This window comes from Nocardioides kribbensis (assembly GCF_015070375.1).
GTDB classification, from domain to species: Bacteria; Actinomycetota; Actinomycetes; order Propionibacteriales; family Nocardioidaceae; genus Nocardioides; species Nocardioides kribbensis.
The window spans coordinates 1-18,539 of the sequence record NZ_JADCLL010000008.1; the positions used below are offsets into that span (position 1 = coordinate 1).

Below are 18,539 nucleotides of genomic sequence, written 5' to 3' on the forward strand. Positions count from 1 at the left end.
CCTCGCTGTGCGGAGCCTGCTTCGAGGTCTGCCCGGTGCGCATCGACATCCCCGAGGTGCTGGTCCACCTGCGCTCCAAGGTCGTCGACGGCCACCGCGGCGACCGGGTGCCCAAGGCCGAGGCCGTAGCCATGAAGGCCGCCGCCTGGGCCTTCACCGACGCCCGCCGCCTCGGCCTGGTCGAGAAGGCCTCCGGTCTCACCGGCAAGGCCCTGGCACGTCTCTCACGCACCTCGCTGCCCGGCGGTCGTGCCACCGCCGGCCGCCTCCCCGGACCCGGCGCCGCCTGGACCGGCGCCCGCGACCTACCCGCCCCGCCCGCCGAGTCGTTCCGCGCCTGGTGGCAACGCACCGACGGCGGACGCACCGACAGCGGACACACCCCCACAGGACGAGTCGATGACTGACCCCACCCCGACCCCGACATCCACCGCGGGAGCCACCTCGGCGCGCGAGGAGATCCTCGCCCGGGTGCGCGCCGCGCTGGGCGACGTCGTGCCCGAGGCCGCCGACGCCTCGCCGGTGGTGGCACCGCGCGCGACCCCGGCCCACGAGGGTGCCCACGCCGCGCTGGTGGACCTCTTCGACGAACGCGTCGCCGACTACCGCGCGGTGGTCGAGCGCTGCACCGCCGCCGAGCTGGAGGAGCGCATCGCCGCCGCCCTGCCGGCCCAGGGCCGGGTGGTCGTGCCCGCCGGGCTCGACGTACCCGTGCCGCGCGCCGTGGTCGACGACCCCTCGGACACCTCTGGGGAGGCCGGCGTGCTCAGCGCCGCCGACCTCGACGCCTGCGTGGCCGTGGTCACCGCCGCCCGCGTCGGCATCGCAGAGACCGGCACCATCGTGCTCGACCACACCCCCGACCAAGGCCGCCGCGCGATCACCCTCGTGCCCGACCTCCACCTCTGCATCGTGCGCACCGACCAGGTCGTCGCCGACGTCCCCGACGCCATCGACCTCCTCGACCCCACCCGACCCCTCACCTGGATCAGCGGCCCCAGCGCCACCAGCGACATCGAGCTCGACCGCGTCGAAGGCGTCCACGGCCCACGCACCCTCCACGTGCTGCTCGTCGACTGAACCCCACCTCGACCGCCGGGCAACCAGCGCCGAGCGGCCTCCCCACCGGCACCACCCGTCACACCTGTCGGCCCACACCCGCACCTGTCGGCCCACGCGTAGGCCGACCAGTGCGGGTTTCGCCAGCCGACCGGCGAAACCCGCGCCCGCCTCAGAGCAGCGCCAGCGACCCGAGCAGCGCCGTGACCGCGGTGGTGGCCAGGAAGCCGGCGACGAGCACGCCGGCGATGGCGGCGACGCCGAGGAGCCGGCGCGGGCCTGAGGCGCCGGTGGGCAGGGTGGCCTGCTTGGCCCGCGCGAGGGCGCGACCGAGCAGGGCGAGCGCGTGGCGCGCCCAGGGGTACTCCACCGCGAGCAGCGCCAGGCCGAGCGCGATGACCACGAGACCGGGGCCGGGCAGCACCAGCATCGCGACCCCGGTGAGCACCACGAGCGGCCCGGCGACGGTGACCGCCGCCTTGACGGCCAGCGAGCGGGCCAGGCTGCGCGCCGACCACGCCTCCATGCGGGCGAGGAGGGCGTCGGCGCGCGGGGCGAGGGTCAGGTCGGTCACAGGTGGCTCCGGGGTGCTCCGGGGGTGCAGCGGCGGATGACCAGTCTCGCCGGTCCGCCTGAGCGGCGTCTGAGGAACGCCGCGCCTCGCGCCCGACCCCGACCCCGACCCTGACCGGCCCGATCTGACCGGGCCGGCCCGACCGGTTCAGCCCGACGGGCCCGACCGGTTCAGCCCGACCGGCCGGCCTGGACGGGGTCAGCCCGTGACCGCGGCGGCCACCCGCCGCGCGGCGGCCGGGTCGAAGAGGATCGTGTAGTGGTTGGCCCCCGCGAGGGTCTCGACGTCCAGTGCCGCCACCTCGGCGTCGTAGGCCGCGACCACCTCGGCCGGCAGCAGCCCGGGCGTCTCCCCGAACATCCCCAGCGGCGCGACGAGCAGTGTCGTCGGCGTGCGCAGGCCGCGCAGGGCGGCGTCGAGCCGCTCGCCCAGCACCAGCAGGTCGCGCCCGTCGGCGCGCACGGCGTCCTCGACCGCCCGCGAGCGCACCCCGGCGTCGGTGGTCAGCGCGTCGTAGCGGGCGTAGGTCTCGACGTCGTCGTTCCAGTGCGGGGCCAGCGCGGGGTGGGCGCGGAAGACGTCGACGTAGGCGTCGTCGTCGGGGAAGGTCTGGCTCAGCCGGGCCAGGGCGGGGCCGAGAGTGGCCTCGAGCACGGCGTCGGGGTCGGCGCCGGCCGGCACGGGCAGCGGCACGGCCCCGTCGACCAGCACCACGCGCGCGAAGGCGTCGGGGGAGTCGGCGGCCAGGAGCAGCCCGACGTATGCGCCCATCGAGTGGCCCAGCAGCACCAGGTCGCCCGAGCCCTCCGGGTCCAGGCTCCGTACGACGGCCCGGAGGTCGGCGACGTGGCGGTCGAGGCCGGTCGGGCCGGGCAGGTCGCGGGAGGCGCCCCGCCCGCGCAGGTCGACGGCCACGAGGGCCCAGTCGTCGGGCAGCGAGCGCGCCACCGCCGGCCACGCCCGCGAGCTGGCCGTGATGCCGTGCACGGCCAGCACCGTGCGCGCGGGGGGTGCGCCCGGGGCGCCGTACCGGAAGGTGGCGAGGGCGCCGTCCTCGACCGCGACGTCGTGGCGGTCGGGCTCGTGGTCGGGCCCGCGGCCGAGGCCAGTGCTGGCGTCGTGGCGGGGGCCGGTCTCGCTGCTCGGGGTCATACCTCGATCATGCCGCGCGGACCCGCGACGGAGCCGTCCGACCGACTGCGCGGCGGGCCCCACTGCGCCCCCGTCGAGGCCCCCGTCGAGGCCCCCTGCCACCACCCCTGGCCGGATTCGCCCTGACCCACCCCCTCCGGTACATTCTCCCGCGGTGGCGTGTCCGAGCGGCCGAAGGTGCATCACTCGAAATGATGTGTGGGGTCAAACCCACCGTGGGTTCAAATCCCACCGCCACCGCCCTGAGAAGGCCCCCGTCGAGCTGTGCTCGACGGGGGCCTTCGGCGTCTGCGGCTGGTCGCGGGCGGCAGGCCCGCCGGGCAGGCCGTCAGCAGCGAGCGGCGACGGCCCGGCGCGGCAGGCGGTCGCGGCTGAGGGTCTCCTCGCCGGTGGTGATCGGGAAGCCGCGCTGCCAGTCGGAGATCAGCCCGGTGTGGTCCATCTCCTGCGCGCCGTCGCCGACCAGCGAGAGACGCAGGGTGAGCGGCACGCCCGGCACGACCTCCTCACCGGTCACCGTGCCGACCGGGACACCGTTGACGAACCAGGTGACGTGGTCGCGGCCGACCTCGACCGCGACGGCGTAGGCGAAGCGCGTCGGGGTGTCGGGGCCCGTGACCCGGCCCGACCAGCGGTGCTGCGCCGACTGGGCGCCGAAGCGCACGACCCGGGAGAAGGGCGAGATCCGAGCCAGCCTGATCGTGCCCGCGCCGCAGTCCTGGTCGCCCACCGCGGCGGGCACCAGCTCGGCGAGCACGTCGTAGGGGTGGCCGGTGCGCTCGGCGGCGTCGCGCACGCGCATGCGCGCCTCCCAGCGGCCGTAGGTCATGGCGTTGCCGCGCAGGGTCGCGCGGGTGGTGCCGAAGTCGCCCGGGCCGGCCGTGGCGAGGCGCTTGCTGTCGATGGCCAGGCCGCCGTTGACCTTGCTCACCCGACCCGCGCCCTCGGAGTGGTCGACCCACCCACCGGCCAGGCGGGTGCCGCGCGCCGGCAGGCTGGTCAGCGACTGGCCGAACTCCCAGGCGAAGTCGAAGAGCGCGGGGAACCACCGCAGGCGCTGGCCCGCCGTCGTCCCCGGCGCCGCCTGGAGGGCCCGGCCGGCGGTGGCGGCCCTGGTCGGCGCAGCCGCAGCGGCTCCGACGTACGACGGGCGGGGCGAGGTCGTCGTCGGGTGGTCGCGGTCCCAGGCATGCTGGGCCTGCTCGCCGACGAGCACGTAGAGGGGGAAGGACTGCGTCCAGCCGATCCGGTGGCCGCCGGTGCGGTGGTCCTCGGCGCGGACCCGGTAGACGACGACGCCGGCGTCGGCCTCGAGGTCGGTGAAGCGCGTGGCGCCGTCGGCGGGCACCGTCGTGGTGGCCAGGGTGTCCCAGGTGTCCGCGTCGACGCGGCGCTGGAGGGTGAGGGTGCGGCCCTCGAAGACCGGCAGGCCGCGGGAGGTCGGCCCGCGCAGCTCGTCGGGCGTGGTGTCGACGGCGATCGCGAAGGGGCGACCGGCCTCGACCCGGCCGGGCGGGTTGGCCGCGTCGGCGCGTGTGCCGGCGACGCGGATGGTGAGGTCCTGGGTCTTGGCGAGGAACGTCAGCGGGGCGGAGACCGCGGAGCCGCCCCTGACCCGGTAGTGGATGTTCATCATGCTCGGCGCCTCGTGCACGAAGGAGAAGCTCCCGTCGAGAGCGCTCGTGCCGACCACGCCGGGCTCGGTGACCCACGCATCGCCCGGTCGGCCCATGTGGTGCTCCAGCACCAGCGCCCGCGGACCGGCGACCCCGAGGCTGCCGGTCCAGGTGACGGCCTGGCCACCGACGTAGCTGGTCGGTGACACCGCCAGCGCGGGCGGCGCGGGAGGCAGCGACGCCGTCGCGGTGCCGGTGGCCGCGCTCAGGGCACCCGTCAGGAGGCTCAGCACGCCGAGGAGCACGGCGGCCAGCGCGCGTGGGCGTCGAGGGCGCGGTGCCGCGGGGACGGCGTCGCGCGGGGCGGGGCGGGTCGGGGGGTGGGCGCGAGGGCCTCGGGGGGAGCCGGTCACGGTCTGGTCCATCGGCCCGTGGGGGCCCGACCTGACCCGACCGCGCCGGCTTTCCGCCGCGTCGGGTCAGAGCCCGGGGGTCGGGATCAGCCGTGTCGCGCGCTCGCAGGTGCGGTCCTCGGCCGGGCCGGCGACGGTGCACCGCACCACGGCCGTCCTGCGGACCCCGTAGACCGTGATCAACGCGGTGCGGTCGTCCTCCCACACGAGGGGGCCGAGCGTGCCCCGCGTGCCGTACGTCGCCAGCAGCCGGCCGTCGGGACGCCGCGCGTCGACCTGGCCCAGCGGCCCGTCGAGCAGCAGCGGCACGGTCAGCAGCCGACCGGTGCCGGGGGAGGCGGCCACCTCGATGTCGTCGCAGGAGCGCCACAGGGTGCGGGCCGGGTCGCTGAGGGGGGTGATCCGGCTGCAGCCGCCGTCGTAGGGGTCGCCGGAGAAGGTCGAGAGCCGGTCGGCGGCCAGGTCGGCGCGGTAGCCCTGGCGGCTCACGATCCGGGTGGTCTCGTCGGTGGCGGTGTCCCAGGAGACGGTGCGGCGCGGCGCCGTGCCGCCGAGCACGGCCACGCCGTCGGCGGCGTCGAGCACGTCGACGAAGCCGGGGAAGCCGCGGCGGGCGGTGACCTCGCCGGTGGTGGTGTCGAGCACCCGCACCACGGTGCGGTCGCGCCCGCGGGTGAGGACGTCGAAGAGCTGGCTGCCGTCGCTCGAGAGCTCGTAGAGGCCGATGCCGCTCTCGCGCAGCACCCGGGTGGACCCGTCGGGGGAGACCCGCTCGACCACCCCGCCGCTGGCGTCGTAGGCCACCACCACGTAGTCGTCGCCGGCGGGGCCGAGCAGGTCGATCTCGTCGGCGTCGACCGGCACCTCCAGGGAGCCGTCGACGATGGAGGTGCCGAGCACCCGGGGCACCCGGGGGCCCGCTCCGCGCTCGAGCTGCCCGGGGTCGAGCACGGTCGTGGGCACGGCGCGGTCCGTCGCCGTCGACACCGTGGAGGTCGCCGCCCCGCCGCCGGCGGGCGGCAGCGCCGTCGCCGTGACGGGCGCCAGCGCCGCCAGCACCGCCGCCGTCACCGCTGCCAGTGCCGTGAGCCCGGTGGCCCGCACGACGCCGGGCGCGCGCCGGGCAGGGACGGTCGCACGGACGCGGGCAGGAGCGCGTGCCGGGACAGGTGCGGGGTCGGGGGTGCGAGGCGTCGGGTGGAGGTGGGTGGTCATCGGGGATCCTTCGCGGGAGGGTGGCGCGACGGGCCGGCGGTCGGCCGTCCCCTTGTCGACGCGCCCCGCGTCGGTTTCGTTGTGGGCTGCCGCCGGTCCCTCCCGACGACCCTCACGACGCCGGCGGCGGGCAGGGTGGTGGTCGGAGCACCCGCCCGCCCCGCAAACCCCACTCGATCACTAGACTTCCACGGGCCGTACGACCGCCCGCCCGCACCGACCCCGAGGACGCCGATGAGCCAGCGCGACGCACGCTCCGCCGACGTGGTGCCGCTGCGGGAGGCCACGCGCGCGTGGTTCCTCATCTCGCTGCAGACCTTCGGGGGGCCGGCCGGCCAGATCGCGGTCATGCAGCGCACGCTGGTGGAGGAGCGCCGCTGGATCGGCCAGCAGCGGTTCCTCTTCGCGCTGTCCTACTGCACCCTGCTGCCCGGCCCCGAGGCCCAGCAGCTCGCCACCTACGTCGGCTGGCTGCTCAACGGCGTGCGTGGGGCCCTGGTCGCCGGCATCCTCTTCGTGCTCCCCGGCGTGGTCACGCTGCTGGCCCTGTCGGCGCTCTACGTCGGCTACGGCGAGACCACCCTGCTCGAGGGCCTCTTCCTCGGCCTGGCCGGGGCGGTGGTCGCCATCGTCGTGCAGGCCGTCACCCGCCTCTCGCGCAAGGCGCTGCGCCACCCGGCCCTGGTGGGCCTGGCGCTGGCGTCGTTCGTGGCCCTGAGCGTCTTCGGGGTGCCCTTCCCCGTGGTCGTGCTCGCCGCCGGCGTCCTCGGCTGGGCCCTCGGCACCCGGCTGCCCGGGCTGGGCGCCGCCCCGCCGCCGCTCGCCGACGACGGCCCCGCCCCGCTGATCGGCGACGAGGCGCTCCACACCGAGCGCCCCTCGACCGCCCGCTCGCTGCGCGTGCTCGGCCTGGGCCTGCTGCTGTGGGCCGCCCCCGTCGCCGTCGCGGCGGCGCTGGCCGGACGCGACAGCGTCTTCGTCGACCAGGGGCTCTTCTTCGGCGGCACGGCCGTCGTCACCTTCGGCGGGGCCTACGCCGTGCTGGCCTTCGTGGCCCAGCAGGCGGTCAACGTCTACGGCTGGCTGGCCCCCGGCGAGATGGTGCGCGGGCTGGCGCTGGCCGAGACCACGCCGGGGCCGCTGGTGATGGTGGTGCAGTTCGTCGCGTTCGTCGGCGCCTACCGCGACCCCGGCGCGCTCGACCCGTGGCTCGCGGCGGTGCTGGCGGCGCTGCTGACCACGTGGGTGACCTTCGTGCCCTGCTTCGTCTTCATCCTGCTCGGCGCGCCGTACGTCGAGCGGCTGCGCGGCAACCGCGCCCTGCGCACCGCCCTCACCGGGATCACCGCCGCGGTGGTCGGGGTGATCGCGAGCCTGGCGGTCTACTTCGCGGTGCACACCCTCTTCACCGACACGGTGCGCGTGGACCGCGGGCCGCTCGCCCTCGAGCTGCCCGTGCCGGCCTCACTCGACCCCGCCGCCCTCGCGGTCACCGCCCTCGGGCTGCTGCTGGTGCTCGGCCGGGGCTGGCCCGTGCTGCGGACCCTCGGGGTCTGCGCGGTCGCGGGCGTGGTCGTGCACCTGCTCGCCGGCTGAGCCCTAGGTCGCCCGCCGCGCCCGCCGCGCGCGGCGGGCCCGGGAGAGTGTGGAATGGCTCCATGCCGCTCTACGAGTTCGAGGGCAAGCGCCCCACCGTGCACCCCGACGCCTTCGTCGCCCCCACCGCCACCCTCATCGGCGACGTGACCGTGGAGGCCGGCGCGAGCATCTGGTACGGCGCGGTCCTGCGCGCCGACATCTGCACGATCGTGGTGCGCGAGGGCACCAACGTGCAGGACGGCTCGGTGCTCCACGCCGCGCCCGGCGAGACGCTCACGGTCGGCCCGAACGCCTCGATCGGCCACTCCTGCGTGGTCCACTGCACCGACGTCGGCGAGCAGGCGCTCATCGGCAACGGCAGCACCCTGCTCGACGGCGCTCGCATCGGCGCGCGCACCCTAGTCGGCGCCGGCTCGGTGGTCACCCCCGGCGCGGTCATCGAGAGCGGCGTCGTCGCCACCGGCGTCCCCGCCCGCGCGGTCAAGCCCGTCGCCGGCAGCAGCTCCGAGCCGTGGATCGAGTCCAACGCGCGCTACTACCAGGACCTCGCCCGGCGCCACGCCGCTGGCGCCGGCCCGGTGGGCGAGGACTGAGCGGGCCGGTCCGTCGCGGGCGTCGTACGAGGGGTGGAGGCGCCTCCACGGTGCGCATGACGTCCTGTGGCGGGGGCGGGCGGTGCGGGGGTCCTACGCTGCCGGCATGAGCGCTCCCGCCGTACGCGTCGAGACCGAGGGGCCGGTCACCACCGTGGTGCTCCACCGCCCGCACGCCCGCAACGCCGTCGACGGTCCCACGGCCGCCGCGCTGGCCGCGGCCTTCCGGGCCTTCGACGCCGACGAGACCCAGTCGGTGGCGGTGCTGTGGGGCGAGGGAGGCACGTTCTGCGCCGGAGCCGACCTCAAGGCGGTCGGCGGCGAGCACGGCAACCGGGTCGACGACGTCGACGAGGACGCCCCGATGGGGCCCACCCGGATGCGGCTGGGCAAGCCGGTGGTCGCCGCGATCGAGGGGTACGCCGTCGCGGGCGGGCTCGAGCTGGCCGCGTGGTGCGACCTGAGGGTCGCCGCCGAGGACGCCGTGCTCGGCGTCTTCTGCCGGCGCTGGGGCGTGCCGCTGATCGACGGCGGCACCGTGCGGCTGCCCCGTCTGATCGGAGCCTCCCGGGCCCTCGACCTCGTGCTCACCGGCCGCCCGGTGGGCGCCGTCGAGGCCGAGCGCATCGGCCTGGTCAATCGCGTGGTCGCCCCGGGCGGGGCGCGCGCCGCGGCCGAGGCCCTCGCCCGCGAGCTCGCGGGCTTCCCCCAGGAGTGCCTGCGCCACGACCGGCTCTCGCTGCTGGAGCAGCACGGACTGCCCGAGGCCGAGGCCCTGGCCGTCGAGCTCGAGCACGGCCGGGCCTCGCTCGCAGCGGGAGCGCTGGAGGGCGCCGCCCGCTTCGCGTCCGGGGCCGGGCGACACGGCGCTTTCTGACCCCTCGACGGTGGGTCCTGGCAGCGGATCCTGGCGGCGGGTCCCGGGGTCAGTCGCCGGGGCCGGGGACGGTGACGGCGGCCTGGCGCGGCCCGCCCGGACCGTCGCCGCCGGTGCCGGCCGACCCGACGCCCTGGCCGCTGCCGAGCGGCAGGCCGACCAGCAGGATCATCAGCAGCGTGAAGACCGTGGCCTTCACGGCTCGCACCGCGGTGACGGCGGCGGCGGGAGGACGGTGTCGCATGACGGTCCAACGAGCCTGGGGTCCGCGGGTGACGGCCCCGGCCGTGGATCTCCACGGCCTGCGCCGGGCGGCCGGTCCGGCACGACTAGCGGTCCCCGCGGGGCCGGGCGCGGGCTGGGCTCAGCGCGGAGCGGGGCCGAGGCACACGGCGACCAGCTCACCGGGGGCCTCACCCGTCCACGCGGCCCAGCCCCGGTCGAAGCCGGTCACCCGGACCACCCCGTCGCGCCCGCGCAGCAGCGCCTGCGCAGGGATGACGTCGGGCCCGAGACCCTGGGTGGAGCAGCGGTGGCGGGCCATCAGCGCGTCGACCCGGTCGGGCACGTCGGCGACGGGCTCGGCGCTCAGCCCCGGGGCCGACCCGGACGGCTCCGTCGTACGCGCGCCGAGCACGAGCGCCACCACGAGCGCGGCCAGGAGCACCACCACCGCGAGCCGGACCCCGACCAGCAGCCGGGCCACCAGCGGCGGCGGTGTCCGCGGCGCGATCGACGGCGGGATCGACGGCGGGATCGACGGCGGGGTCGACGGCGGGGCGACGTCGGCGGAGGGGTGCATGGCGGGCTCCTGGGGGGAGGACCACCGGCGGCGGGGACCGCGGAGGTGGGTGACGGGGGGAGGGGGCTGCGGGTCCCGGAACCACGCCCACGGACCCCGCTGGGGCTCGTGGTGCCCTCCTCAACGACCCGTGCGCGCCGAGGTGACCCTCCCGACCGGCGAGGCACCGGCCGGTCCAGACCGGTCCCGCCCCCGGCGGCACCGCCGGTGGGACAGGATGGGGCCATGACCTCCTCCTGGTTCTCCTCCCCGGCGCAGGCCGTCGAGCGGCTCGCCGCGGCGGGCTACCTCGCCGACGCCCCCACTGCGACGACCTCCTACCTCGCAGGAGCGCTGGAGAAGCCGCTGCTCGTCGAGGGCCCGGCGGGGGTGGGCAAGACCGAGCTGGCCAAGGCCGTCGCGCGGGCCTGCGACGCCGAGCTGGTGCGGCTGCAGTGCTACGAGGGCCTCGACGAGGCCCGCGCGCTCTACGAGTGGAACTACAAGAAGCAGCTGCTGCGCATCCAGGCCTCGCAGGGGGCCCAGGAGGGTGCGCAGGAGTGGAGCGCCACCCACGACGACATCTTCACCGACGAGTTCCTGCTGACCCGCCCGCTGCTCACCGCCATCCGACGCGAGGAGCCCACGGTGCTGCTCATCGACGAGGTCGACAAGACCGACGTGGAGGTCGAGGGCCTGCTGCTCGAGGTGCTCTCGGACTTCCAGGTCACGATCCCCGAGCTCGGCACGGTGACCGCGGTGCGCCGGCCCTTCGTCGTGCTCAGCTCCAACGCCAGCCGCGAGCTCTCCGAGGCGGTCAAGCGCCGCTGCCTCTACCTCCACCTCGACTACCCCGACGCGGAGCGGGAGCGCGAGATCGTCTCCTCGCAGGTGCCGGGGCTCGACGACCGCGGCGCCGAGCAGCTGGTGGCCATGGTCGGCCGGATGCGCGAGCTGGAGCTGAAGAAGGCGCCGTCGATCGCGGAGTCGGTCGACTGGGCGCGCACCCTCATCGCCCTCGAGATCCGCGACCTCGACGACAAGGCCGTCACCGACACCCTCGGGGTCGTGCTCAAGCACGCCTCCGACCACGACCGCGCGGTGCGCGAGCTGCGGCTGCGGGCATGACCGCGGCCGGCACGAGCGGCCTCCTCGAGCGGCACATCGCCTTCCTCGAGGCGCTGCGCGCCGCCGGCCTCCCGGTCTCGCTCGCCGAGGACCTCGACGCCATCGCGGCGCTCACCGCGCTGAGCTGGGACGACCGCGCCCTCGTCCGCGAGGGATACGCCGCGACGCTGGTCAAGCGTCGCGCCCAGCGACCCACCTTCGACGCCCTCTTCGACCTCTACTTCCCGCGCCTGGTCGGCGACGGCGGCCTCGGGCTCGACGGCACCCCCGGCGGCTCGGACGCCGAGACCTCGCCCGACGGCGACGCCGACGGGCCCGACGCTCCCGACGGGCCCGACGCCGCGGGGGAGGGTGTGCGCGACAACGCCGCGGCGCTCACCGACTTCCGCGAGCGCCTGCTCGACGCCCTGCTGGCCGGCGACGACGACGCCCTCGCGCGCATGGCCGCGGAGATGGTCGGCCGCTTCGGGGCGATGCCGGGCCGCGGCCCGGGACTGTCCTCGTGGTCGGCCTACACCGCGCTGCAGCGCGTGGCGCCCGGCGAGCTGGTCGACAAGATCGTGGCCGGGCTGGTCGCGGGCGGTCGCGGCGACGAGGAGGCCGACCGCGCGGCCGCCCAGCGCATCGGCGCCTTCACCCGCACCGTCGAGGCCGACGCGCGTCGTCGCATCGGTGAGGAGAAGGGGCCCGACCACGTCGCCTCGGTGGCGATGCGGCCCACCATCGACCGGCTCGACTTCCTCTCCATGCGTCGCGCCGACCTGGAGGAGATGCGGCGCGAGATCCACCCGCTCGCCCGTCGCCTGGCCAGCCGGCTGACCCAGGAGCACCACGCGCGACGGCGCGGCCCACTGGACTTCCGGCGCACGGTGAGGGCGTCGATGTCGACCGGTGGCGTGCCCCTGACCACCCACCACAAGCCGCGCCGGCCCCACCGCACCGAGCTGGTGGTGCTGTGCGACGTGAGCGGGTCGGTGGCCCACTTCGCGCAGTTCACCCTGCTGCTGGTCTTCGCGCTGCGCGACCAGTTCCAGGCCGTGCGCGCCTTCACCTTCGTCGACGACGTGCACGAGGTGACGCCGTACTTCCGCCCCGGCGCCGATCTCGTCGACGTGATGGGCGACCTGGCGGCCAGCGCGGCCCACGCCGCCCGCTTCGGGCGCACCAACTACGGCCGTGCCCTCACCCGCTTCGCCGAGGAGCACCCCGACGCGCTGGGTCCGCGCTCGTCGCTGCTGGTGCTGGGCGACGCCCGCTCCAACTACGCCGACCTCCGCCTCGACGTGCTGCGCGAGCTGACCGCCGGCATCCGTCACTCCTGGTGGCTCAACCCCGAGCACCGGCGCCACTGGGACACCGGCGACTCCGCCGCGTCGCGCTACGGCGAGGTCGTGCCGATGGTGGAGTGCCGCAACCTGACCCAGCTCGGGGAGTTCGTCCACCAGGTGCTGTGAGGCGGCCCGGGTCAGCCGGCCAGGTAGCCCAGCCCCTGGATGCGCTGGATCTCCGCGCGCAGCTCCGGGTGGGTCGCGCTGTCGGCGGCCCGGGCACCGGCGAGGTAGACGCTGGTGCCGTCGGCGCGGGCCGAGGCCCCCTCGAAGACCACCGTGACGCGGTGCGGCAGGCCGGCGTTGACCAGCGACCCGAGCAGCGCGACCGGGTCGGAGCGGTCCTCCAGCGACAGCACCCGCGTGGTCTCCGGCACGCGCGTCACCTGCGCGCCCGGCGCGCCGGCGGTCACGACCTGGTCGACCACGAAGTGGGGCGAGGCCACGGTGGCGGCGATCTCGGCGGCGGTCACCCCGCCCTGCGCCGACCCGACGAGCATCACGCGCGCGCCCTCGTCGCCGGCCACGGCGCGCTCCACCGCGGCCACGACCTCGGCGTCGTAGGCGGTGTGGTCGCCCCCGACCAGCCGCAACCGGCCCTCCCCGGCTTCGGGGCCGGGCAGGTAGGCGATGTAGCGCTGCGGGCCGACGCGCTGCACGGTGACGCTGCGCCGACTCGCGGCCAGCGCGGTCAGCAGCTCCTCGATGGTGCGAGGTGCGCGCTGCACCGGGTCGTCCGCGCCCGGCTCGCCGGGCCCGCCCGCGCCGCCGGCCCCCGGCGCGTCCGCGACGACGGTGGACCCGTCGTGCACCAGGCCGCCGGCGACGTCGCGCAGGGCGGAGCCGAGGTCGGTGGGGAAGTCGGCGACCCCGGCGGCGCGCAGACCGCCGGCGGCCGCCACCCGCTGCGTGTCGCCCGCGAGCACGCCGACCGTGAGCATCGAGCGCATCTGCAGCCCGTCGAGCAGGCCGCCGCCGCCGCTGCTCACGTGGTCCATCAGCTCGGGGTTGTTCTCGGCCAGCTCGTTGAGGTAGGCCGCCACGCCGTCACGGTCGAGCGCGTCGGTCTCGATCAGTCCGGCCGACACGATCGCGCCGCCCAGGGCCACACCGGGGGCGAGGTACCCGATGGCCCGACCGGCGATGGAGCCGAGGGTCTCGAAGGCCGCCGACTGCAGCTCGTCGATCCACCGGTAGGTCAGCACCGTCGCCCGGAGCACGAGCGCGTCGGCGTCGAGCTCGATGGAGCGGGTCAGCAGGCCGTGCTTGCCGGCGGTGGCGGCGCGGATGTCGTCCTCGGCCCGCGTCCAGGTCGACCGGGAGAGGTCGGCGGAGTCGGCGACGTCGGGGTCGCGCAGGATCTCCACGCCGAGGCGGGCCCGCTCGCGCACGTGCTGGCCGGCCGCGTCGAACTCGTCGGCGAGCCGCATCATCTGGTCGTACTTGTCGGCGAGGTCGGCGTCCTCCACCGCCGAGCGCGGGGCGGGTGCCGCCGCCGCTGCGTCTCCTGCGTCTCCTGCGGCCCCCGCGGCCCCGTCGGGCCGCCGGCCGAGGAGCTCCCCGAGGAGATCGCCGCCGGGTCCGCTGGCGGGCGTGCCCTGGTCGGGCAGGTCCCCGGTCACCGGGTGACCTCGGCGAGCACGGGCGCCAGCTCGGCGGCGAGGTCGGGAGGCTCGACGCGGTGCACGCCCACCCGGTGCTCGTCGTCGACGTGGCGCGGGCGCAGCGCGCGCCAGCCGTCGGCGAGCAGCACCCAGGAGACGACGCCGACGACGCTGGTGCTCGCGCCGGAGACGTCGGCGACCAAGGCCCGCAGGCGGCCCCGTGCCTCGGTGGTCAGGGCGCCGAGCGCGCCGACGGTGGCGGCGTCGTCGAGCGTCGTCTGCCGACCGGCCCACCGCTCGTCGGCGCCGGTCCTGCTCATCGAGCGGGTGCGGCCGGTGTGCTGCGCGACCAGCACCGGCAGCAGGTCGCTGCGCCCCGAGCGCACCGCCTCGCCCGCGGCGTCGACGAGCGCGAAGGGGGCGTCGAGCACCGCGGGCACCTGCGAGGTGCTCAGCGCGAGGTCCTCCGGCACCACGGCCACCCGGGCCAGCTCCATGGCCCACTGGGAGACCGGGAACCACGCCAGCTCGAAGACGATGCCGTCGGCCGTCGCCAGGGTGGCGACGGCGTCCCCGGCCTGGCGGTGCCAGGCCTTGCAGCGCAGCGGGCCGACCGCGAGGTCGACGTCGAGGGCGACGGCAGGCGTGGCGAGCAGGCCGACGGCTCCGAGAAGGCCGGAGTCGACCTCGCCGCCCGCCAGCAGGCCACGACGGCCCAACGAGGCCTCGGGGTCGTGCAGGGACGACAGCGCCGAGGCGTACGCCGCGTCCTCCGTCGTGCCGCGGCTCGAGCCGAGGCGACCGTCCAGCCCGCCCGGGCCCGCGGCGGGAGCGGGCGTCGGGGCGAACGGCAGCGGAGCGCCGCCGGCGGCCTCGGCCACGAGGTGCAGCTCGGCCAGGGTGAGGGCCACCCGTCGCGGCAGCGCGTCGAGCAGGTTGGCCGCCGGGGGCGGCGGGTTGCTCAGGTCGATGGTGGGCATCGGCGTCCTCTCGAGACGGTGTCGGGGGGTGGGCCGGACGGGGTCACGGGCTCACGAGGCCCGGGGGCCCGGGTGGGGGGAGGGTCACAGGCCCGGGAGCTCGACGGTCAGCCAGTCGCGGTGCCCCGCGGGCGGCGCGTCGAAGCCGGCGACCTGCTCGTCGGCCGGGTCGGCGAGACGTCGCACCCCGAGGGCGGCGTCGTCGTCGGCGTGGGCCTGCACCGCGGCGACGCGGGCGCGGGCGTCGGCGACCAGCGTCGCCGCGCGTCGCTCGCGCTCGCCGATGGTCTCCTGCAGGAGGCCCACCTCCTGGGCGTGCCGCTCCAGGGAGTCGGCGGCGGCGTCGTGGTCGGCGGCGGCGTCGCGCAGGTGCCCGGCGCGCTCCCTGACCCGCTCGCGCATCGTCTCGGCGGCCCGTCCGCTCCAGCCGACGGCCTCGGTGCGGGCGACCAGCCGGTCGGCCAGGGCGCGGATGTCGCCGCCCTGCTCGCGCAGCTGCAGCACCCGCCTGCGCATGACGTCGGTGTCGCCGTACATCGTGCCTCCCTCTCTCGTGCGCTCGCTTTCCCCGGGCCCGGGGCCGCGAAACCACGGCCCCGCGCCGTCGCGCGGGGCCGCGACTCAGCGCTCGGCGACCACCTGGAGCACCTGGCTGGAGGCGGCGGAGTGGCCGGCCGGGTCGAGGAAGCCGGCGGCGGTGAGGCTCTCGACCTGCTCCACGACGCCGGGGTGGGCCGAGGCGTCGAGCGCTGCGGCGCCCGCGACGTAGGCCGGCAGCCCGTGGTGGCCCACCACGCCCGCGCCGCCGGCGTCGAAGCCGACCGTGAGCTGCTCGGCGGTGTCGGGGTTGTCCTCGCCGTCGAGCAGGGGCACGACGTCACCGTGGTTCTCCAGCGACACCACGTGGGTGCCGGCCGGGAAGCCGTCGAGGTGGGCGGTGGGGGAGCCCGCGGTCACGACGTGGGTGACGTCGTAGGGGCTGCCCTGCGCGAGCAGCGCCGCGGCGGTCATGCCGCCCTGGGAGTGACCCACGAGCAGCACCGGCTCGTCGGGCTGCACCCCGGCCTGCTCGAGCGCGGCGACCACACCGTCCTGGTAGGCGTTGCCCTCCCCGGCGAGCAGGAGGTAGTTGGTCGCCATGTCGCGCACGTCGGAGTCCTGGGTCCACGGCAGCGTGCCGAGGTCGTCGGTGCCGGGCAGGTAGACGACGTGGCGCACCTGGCCGTCGGGCCCGCGGAGCGTCTGCACCTCCACGGCCCCCGGCGCCCCGCGCCCGTCGGGCCCCGACAGCGCGGCCACCTGCTGGAGGTGGGTCAGCAGCCCGGCGACGGTGGCAGGGGCGACGGCGCCGAGGCCCACCGCGAGGTCGCCGCGCGGCACCGCGACACCGGTGCGGTCGTCGTAGAGCCCGGCGAGCAGGCCCGCGGCCGACTCGGTGTCGGGGGTCGACGACGGCAGGCCGAACGGGCCGCCCGGTGTCGCCGGCGTGAGCCCGTCCCAGAGACCGTCGAGCAGCCCGCCGCCGCCGTTGGCGAGGTGCTGCACCAGCCCGGGGTGCTCGAGCAGCCACTGCTCGGTGAGCCGGCCGACCCCCGTCAGGCCCCGGTCGAGGTCGCGCCGCACCGACGGCGGCAGCGCCGGGCGGAGCAGCGTCGGCCAGAGCAGCGCCGCCGCCCCGCCCACGACCACGGCGCCGGGCAGCCACAGCGGGCTCGAGGCGGTCAGCGTGAAGCCCACCGCCCTGCCGGCGAGCAGGTCCACGGCCTCGAAGGTCGCCCGCACCAGCTCGTCGCTCTCGCGCAGCCAGTGCAGCGTCACCCGCACCAGCACGGCGTCGGTCTCCCAGGCCGCGGAGGCGGCCAGCGCCCCCTCCGGACCGGCGCAGGCGGCCACCACGGCGGCCTCCGCCGCGGCGAACGTGCGCGGCGCCAGCGGCGCCGAGGCCAGCAGGTCGGCGTCGAGCAGCACCCGCGACCCCTCGCCCGCCCAGTCGCGCAGCCGGTCCCCGGAGGCGTCGTACGCCGAGGCCAGCGCGACCAGCTGCGGCCAGCTCGCCGCGAGGCCGGTCGCGCCGCCGGTGAGCGACGTCAGGGGCGGCAGGGCGCGGCCCGGTCCGGCGGGGTCGCCGGGGGCGCTCACGACGTGACCCCGGCGACGAGCCGGGCCACCTCGCGGCCCAGGGCGGAGGGCTCGACGTGGTGCACCCCGACCTGGGACACCCCCGAGTCGACGTGGGGGCGCAGGGTGCGCCAGCCGTCGCTGAAGAGCAGCCAGCTCACCCAGCCGACCTTGCGCCGGCCGTCGTCGCCCTGGCCGGAGACCACGGCGCGCAGGCGTCCGACCACGCCGGAGTGCAGCAGCTGCACCTGCTCGCGGGCGTCGGCGCCCTCCGGCACGCGCATGTGCGGCAGGTGACGGCGCAGCAGCTCCTCGGTGAGCCGGGGTGCGTCGGTGCGGCGCGCCACGCCCACACCGAGCATGAGCTCGTGGGGCAGGGTGAGGTCGCGCGCAGGCGGGGTGGGCGCCAGGGCGCTGGTGACCGCGGCGACGCGGGCCAGCTCCGCGGCCCACGAGCGGTCGTCGAACCAGCCGATCTCCACCTGCGCGCCCGCGGTGGCGACGGCGGTGACCCGTCCCGCGCGCCGGCGGTGCCAGGCGCGCAGCTGGACGTCGGTCGACCCGCCCGGCCCGGCGCCGTCACCCGGGGCGGCGACCGGGGCGGCGCCCGTCGTCGGGCGTCGCACGACGAGGTCGAGGTCGACCGCGGTCTCGGGGCGGGCCAGCACGTCGAGGGCGCCGGGCAGCTCCGGGAAGAGCCGGCCGGAGGCGTCGACCAGGCCGAGCCCGCCGAGCTCCTCCCACGGGTCGGTCGTGTCGTCGGGGTCGTGGGGCGGCACGGGCGCCGGACGCATCGAGCCGTCGAGGGTCCGGTCGGGGCCGGTGCGGCGGGCGACCTGCCACGGCATCGGCGACTCCAGGCGGCGCCCCAGGGCCTCGGCCGCGCGCCGCGAGACCCGCACCCGGCGCGGATCCGCGCTCTCCCGGCCGGCCCCGGCCCCGGCTCCGGGTCCGGGTGCGGCCTCGTGCTCGGCCCGGGCGCCGTCGAGACGGCCGAGGTCGATCCGGGTCGTCATCAGGCCGCGCTCCCGAGGCCGGGCAGCAGGCCCGGCAGCTCCAGGTCGATCCAGTCGCGGTGGCCCGGGGGCGGCGGGGTGATCCGCTCGAGCCGGTCGGCCAGTCCTCCGGTCCAGTCGTCGAGCCGCCCGCCGAGCGGGTCCAGCCAGTCGTCGGCGCGCTCGCGCACCGCGTCGAGGAGCCCGGCGAGGCGACGCTCGGCCGCGGCGATGAGCTCGCGCAGCCGGTCGACCTCGCGGGCGTGGCGCTCGAGGGCCTCGGCGGCGGCGTCGTGGAGGGCGGCCGTGCGCCGCAGGTCACCCGCCCGCTCCCGGGCCCGCCGGCGCACCGCGTCGGCGGCGACGCCGGTCCAGGTGGTGGCCTCCGCCCGGCCCACCAGCCGGTCGGCCTCGGCGCGGACGTCGCCCGCCACGTCACGCATGCGGCGGGCCAGACCGAGGAGGGCCGAGGGGTCGCCGTACATCGTGGACCTCCGAGGGGGTGGG

19 protein-coding genes and 1 tRNA gene are annotated in these 18,539 nt (G+C 77.0%); 8 read left to right on the top strand and 12 right to left on the bottom strand.

Annotation, left to right across the window (positions count from 1 at the left end; all coding sequences use genetic code 11):
* Together IR170_RS16080 and IR170_RS16085 are read left to right on the top strand one after the other, a co-directional pair.
* On the top strand, positions 1–407 hold a 407-nt coding region (locus tag IR170_RS16080), incomplete at its 5' end, for a lactate utilisation protein LutB domain-containing protein (protein WP_193665778.1).
* Complete coding sequence (locus tag IR170_RS16085; RefSeq protein WP_193665780.1) at positions 400–1,080, top strand: LutC/YkgG family protein; 681 nt, start codon at positions 400–402, stop codon at positions 1,078–1,080. The genes IR170_RS16080 and IR170_RS16085, both read left to right, overlap by 8 nt.
* Before the next feature lie 151 nt (positions 1,081–1,231).
* Here the strand turns inward: IR170_RS16085 and IR170_RS16090 are convergent, their stop codons facing one another.
* Positions 1,232–1,633 carry a PGPGW domain-containing protein gene (locus IR170_RS16090; protein WP_251534890.1) on the bottom strand — a complete coding sequence of 134 codons (402 nt, stop codon included), beginning with the start codon at positions 1,631–1,633 and terminating at the stop codon, positions 1,232–1,234.
* A gap of 198 nt (positions 1,634–1,831) precedes the next feature.
* Entirely contained in the window at positions 1,832–2,785 is a 954-nt protein-coding gene (locus tag IR170_RS16095) for an alpha/beta hydrolase (RefSeq protein ID WP_193665782.1), read from the bottom strand.
* A 153-nt stretch (positions 2,786–2,938) separates the two neighbouring features.
* Here IR170_RS16095 and IR170_RS16100 point away from each other — a divergent pair.
* A tRNA-Ser gene (locus IR170_RS16100) sits at positions 2,939–3,025 on the top strand.
* 88 nt (positions 3,026–3,113) lie between these two features.
* Here IR170_RS16100 and IR170_RS16105 read toward each other — a convergent pair.
* Both IR170_RS16105 and IR170_RS16110 read right to left on the bottom strand, forming a co-directional pair.
* The gene (locus tag IR170_RS16105) at positions 3,114–4,694 is read right to left on the bottom strand and encodes a hypothetical protein (protein ID WP_193665784.1); all 1,581 of its coding nucleotides are present in this window, start codon (positions 4,692–4,694) and stop codon (positions 3,114–3,116) included.
* A 186-nt stretch (positions 4,695–4,880) separates the two neighbouring features.
* Complete coding sequence (locus IR170_RS16110; protein ID WP_193665786.1) at positions 4,881–6,029, bottom strand: hypothetical protein; 1,149 nt, start codon at positions 6,027–6,029, stop codon at positions 4,881–4,883.
* 234 nt (positions 6,030–6,263) lie between these two features.
* Here IR170_RS16110 and chrA point away from each other — a divergent pair, with 234 nt between their 5' ends.
* From chrA to IR170_RS16125, 3 genes are all read left to right on the top strand, one after another.
* Entirely contained in the window at positions 6,264–7,625 is a 1,362-nt protein-coding gene (gene chrA / locus IR170_RS16115; protein WP_193665788.1) for a chromate efflux transporter, read from the top strand.
* 62 nt (positions 7,626–7,687) lie between these two features.
* The gene (locus IR170_RS16120; RefSeq protein WP_193665790.1) at positions 7,688–8,221 is read left to right on the top strand and encodes a gamma carbonic anhydrase family protein; all 534 of its coding nucleotides are present in this window, start codon (positions 7,688–7,690) and stop codon (positions 8,219–8,221) included.
* A 106-nt stretch (positions 8,222–8,327) separates the two neighbouring features.
* Positions 8,328–9,098, top strand: a complete 771-nt coding sequence (locus IR170_RS16125) for a crotonase/enoyl-CoA hydratase family protein (RefSeq protein ID WP_193665792.1) — start codon at positions 8,328–8,330, stop codon at positions 9,096–9,098.
* Between the two features lie 49 nt (positions 9,099–9,147).
* Here IR170_RS16125 and IR170_RS16130 read toward each other — a convergent pair whose 3' ends face one another.
* Positions 9,148–9,342 carry a hypothetical protein gene (locus IR170_RS16130; protein WP_193665794.1) on the bottom strand — a complete coding sequence of 65 codons (195 nt, stop codon included), beginning with the start codon at positions 9,340–9,342 and terminating at the stop codon, positions 9,148–9,150.
* 120 nt (positions 9,343–9,462) lie between these two features.
* Positions 9,463–9,900 (bottom strand): hypothetical protein, encoded by a 438-nt coding sequence (locus IR170_RS16135; RefSeq protein WP_193665797.1) that lies wholly within the window; start codon positions 9,898–9,900, stop codon positions 9,463–9,465.
* 225 nt (positions 9,901–10,125) lie between these two features.
* Between IR170_RS16135 and IR170_RS16140 the strand changes: the two genes are divergently transcribed.
* Positions 10,126–11,007, top strand: coding sequence for an AAA family ATPase (locus IR170_RS16140; RefSeq protein WP_193665799.1), 882 nt, complete (start codon positions 10,126–10,128; stop codon positions 11,005–11,007).
* Positions 11,004–12,461, top strand: a complete 1,458-nt coding sequence (locus IR170_RS16145; protein ID WP_193665801.1) for a VWA domain-containing protein — start codon at positions 11,004–11,006, stop codon at positions 12,459–12,461. Before IR170_RS16140 ends, IR170_RS16145 begins: the two co-directional genes overlap by 4 nt.
* An 11-nt stretch (positions 12,462–12,472) precedes the next feature.
* Here IR170_RS16145 and IR170_RS16150 read toward each other — a convergent pair whose 3' ends face one another.
* The 6 genes from IR170_RS16150 to IR170_RS16175 all read right to left on the bottom strand — a co-directional run bounded on the left by IR170_RS16150 (position 12,473) and on the right by IR170_RS16175 (position 18,517).
* Positions 12,473–13,957, bottom strand: coding sequence for a hypothetical protein (locus tag IR170_RS16150; RefSeq protein WP_193665803.1), 1,485 nt, complete (start codon positions 13,955–13,957; stop codon positions 12,473–12,475).
* The gene (locus IR170_RS16155; RefSeq protein ID WP_193665805.1) at positions 13,954–14,919 is read right to left on the bottom strand and encodes a hypothetical protein; all 966 of its coding nucleotides are present in this window, start codon (positions 14,917–14,919) and stop codon (positions 13,954–13,956) included. Before IR170_RS16155 ends, IR170_RS16150 begins: the two co-directional genes overlap by 4 nt.
* Positions 14,920–15,003: 84 nt before the next feature.
* Positions 15,004–15,456: a hypothetical protein gene (locus IR170_RS16160; RefSeq protein ID WP_193665807.1), complete on the bottom strand. Its 453-nt coding sequence runs from the start codon at positions 15,454–15,456 to the stop codon at positions 15,004–15,006.
* 84 nt (positions 15,457–15,540) lie between these two features.
* Complete coding sequence (locus IR170_RS16165; protein WP_193665809.1) at positions 15,541–17,058, bottom strand: alpha/beta fold hydrolase; 1,518 nt, start codon at positions 17,056–17,058, stop codon at positions 15,541–15,543.
* A complete protein-coding gene (locus IR170_RS16170; protein ID WP_193665811.1) occupies positions 17,055–18,053 on the bottom strand; it encodes a hypothetical protein in 999 nt (332 codons plus the stop codon). Before IR170_RS16170 ends, IR170_RS16165 begins: the two co-directional genes overlap by 4 nt.
* Positions 18,053–18,517: a hypothetical protein gene (locus IR170_RS16175; RefSeq protein WP_193665813.1), complete on the bottom strand. Its 465-nt coding sequence runs from the start codon at positions 18,515–18,517 to the stop codon at positions 18,053–18,055. The genes IR170_RS16170 and IR170_RS16175 overlap by 1 nt, the downstream gene beginning before the upstream one ends.
* Between the last annotated feature and the right edge of the window lie 22 nt (positions 18,518–18,539).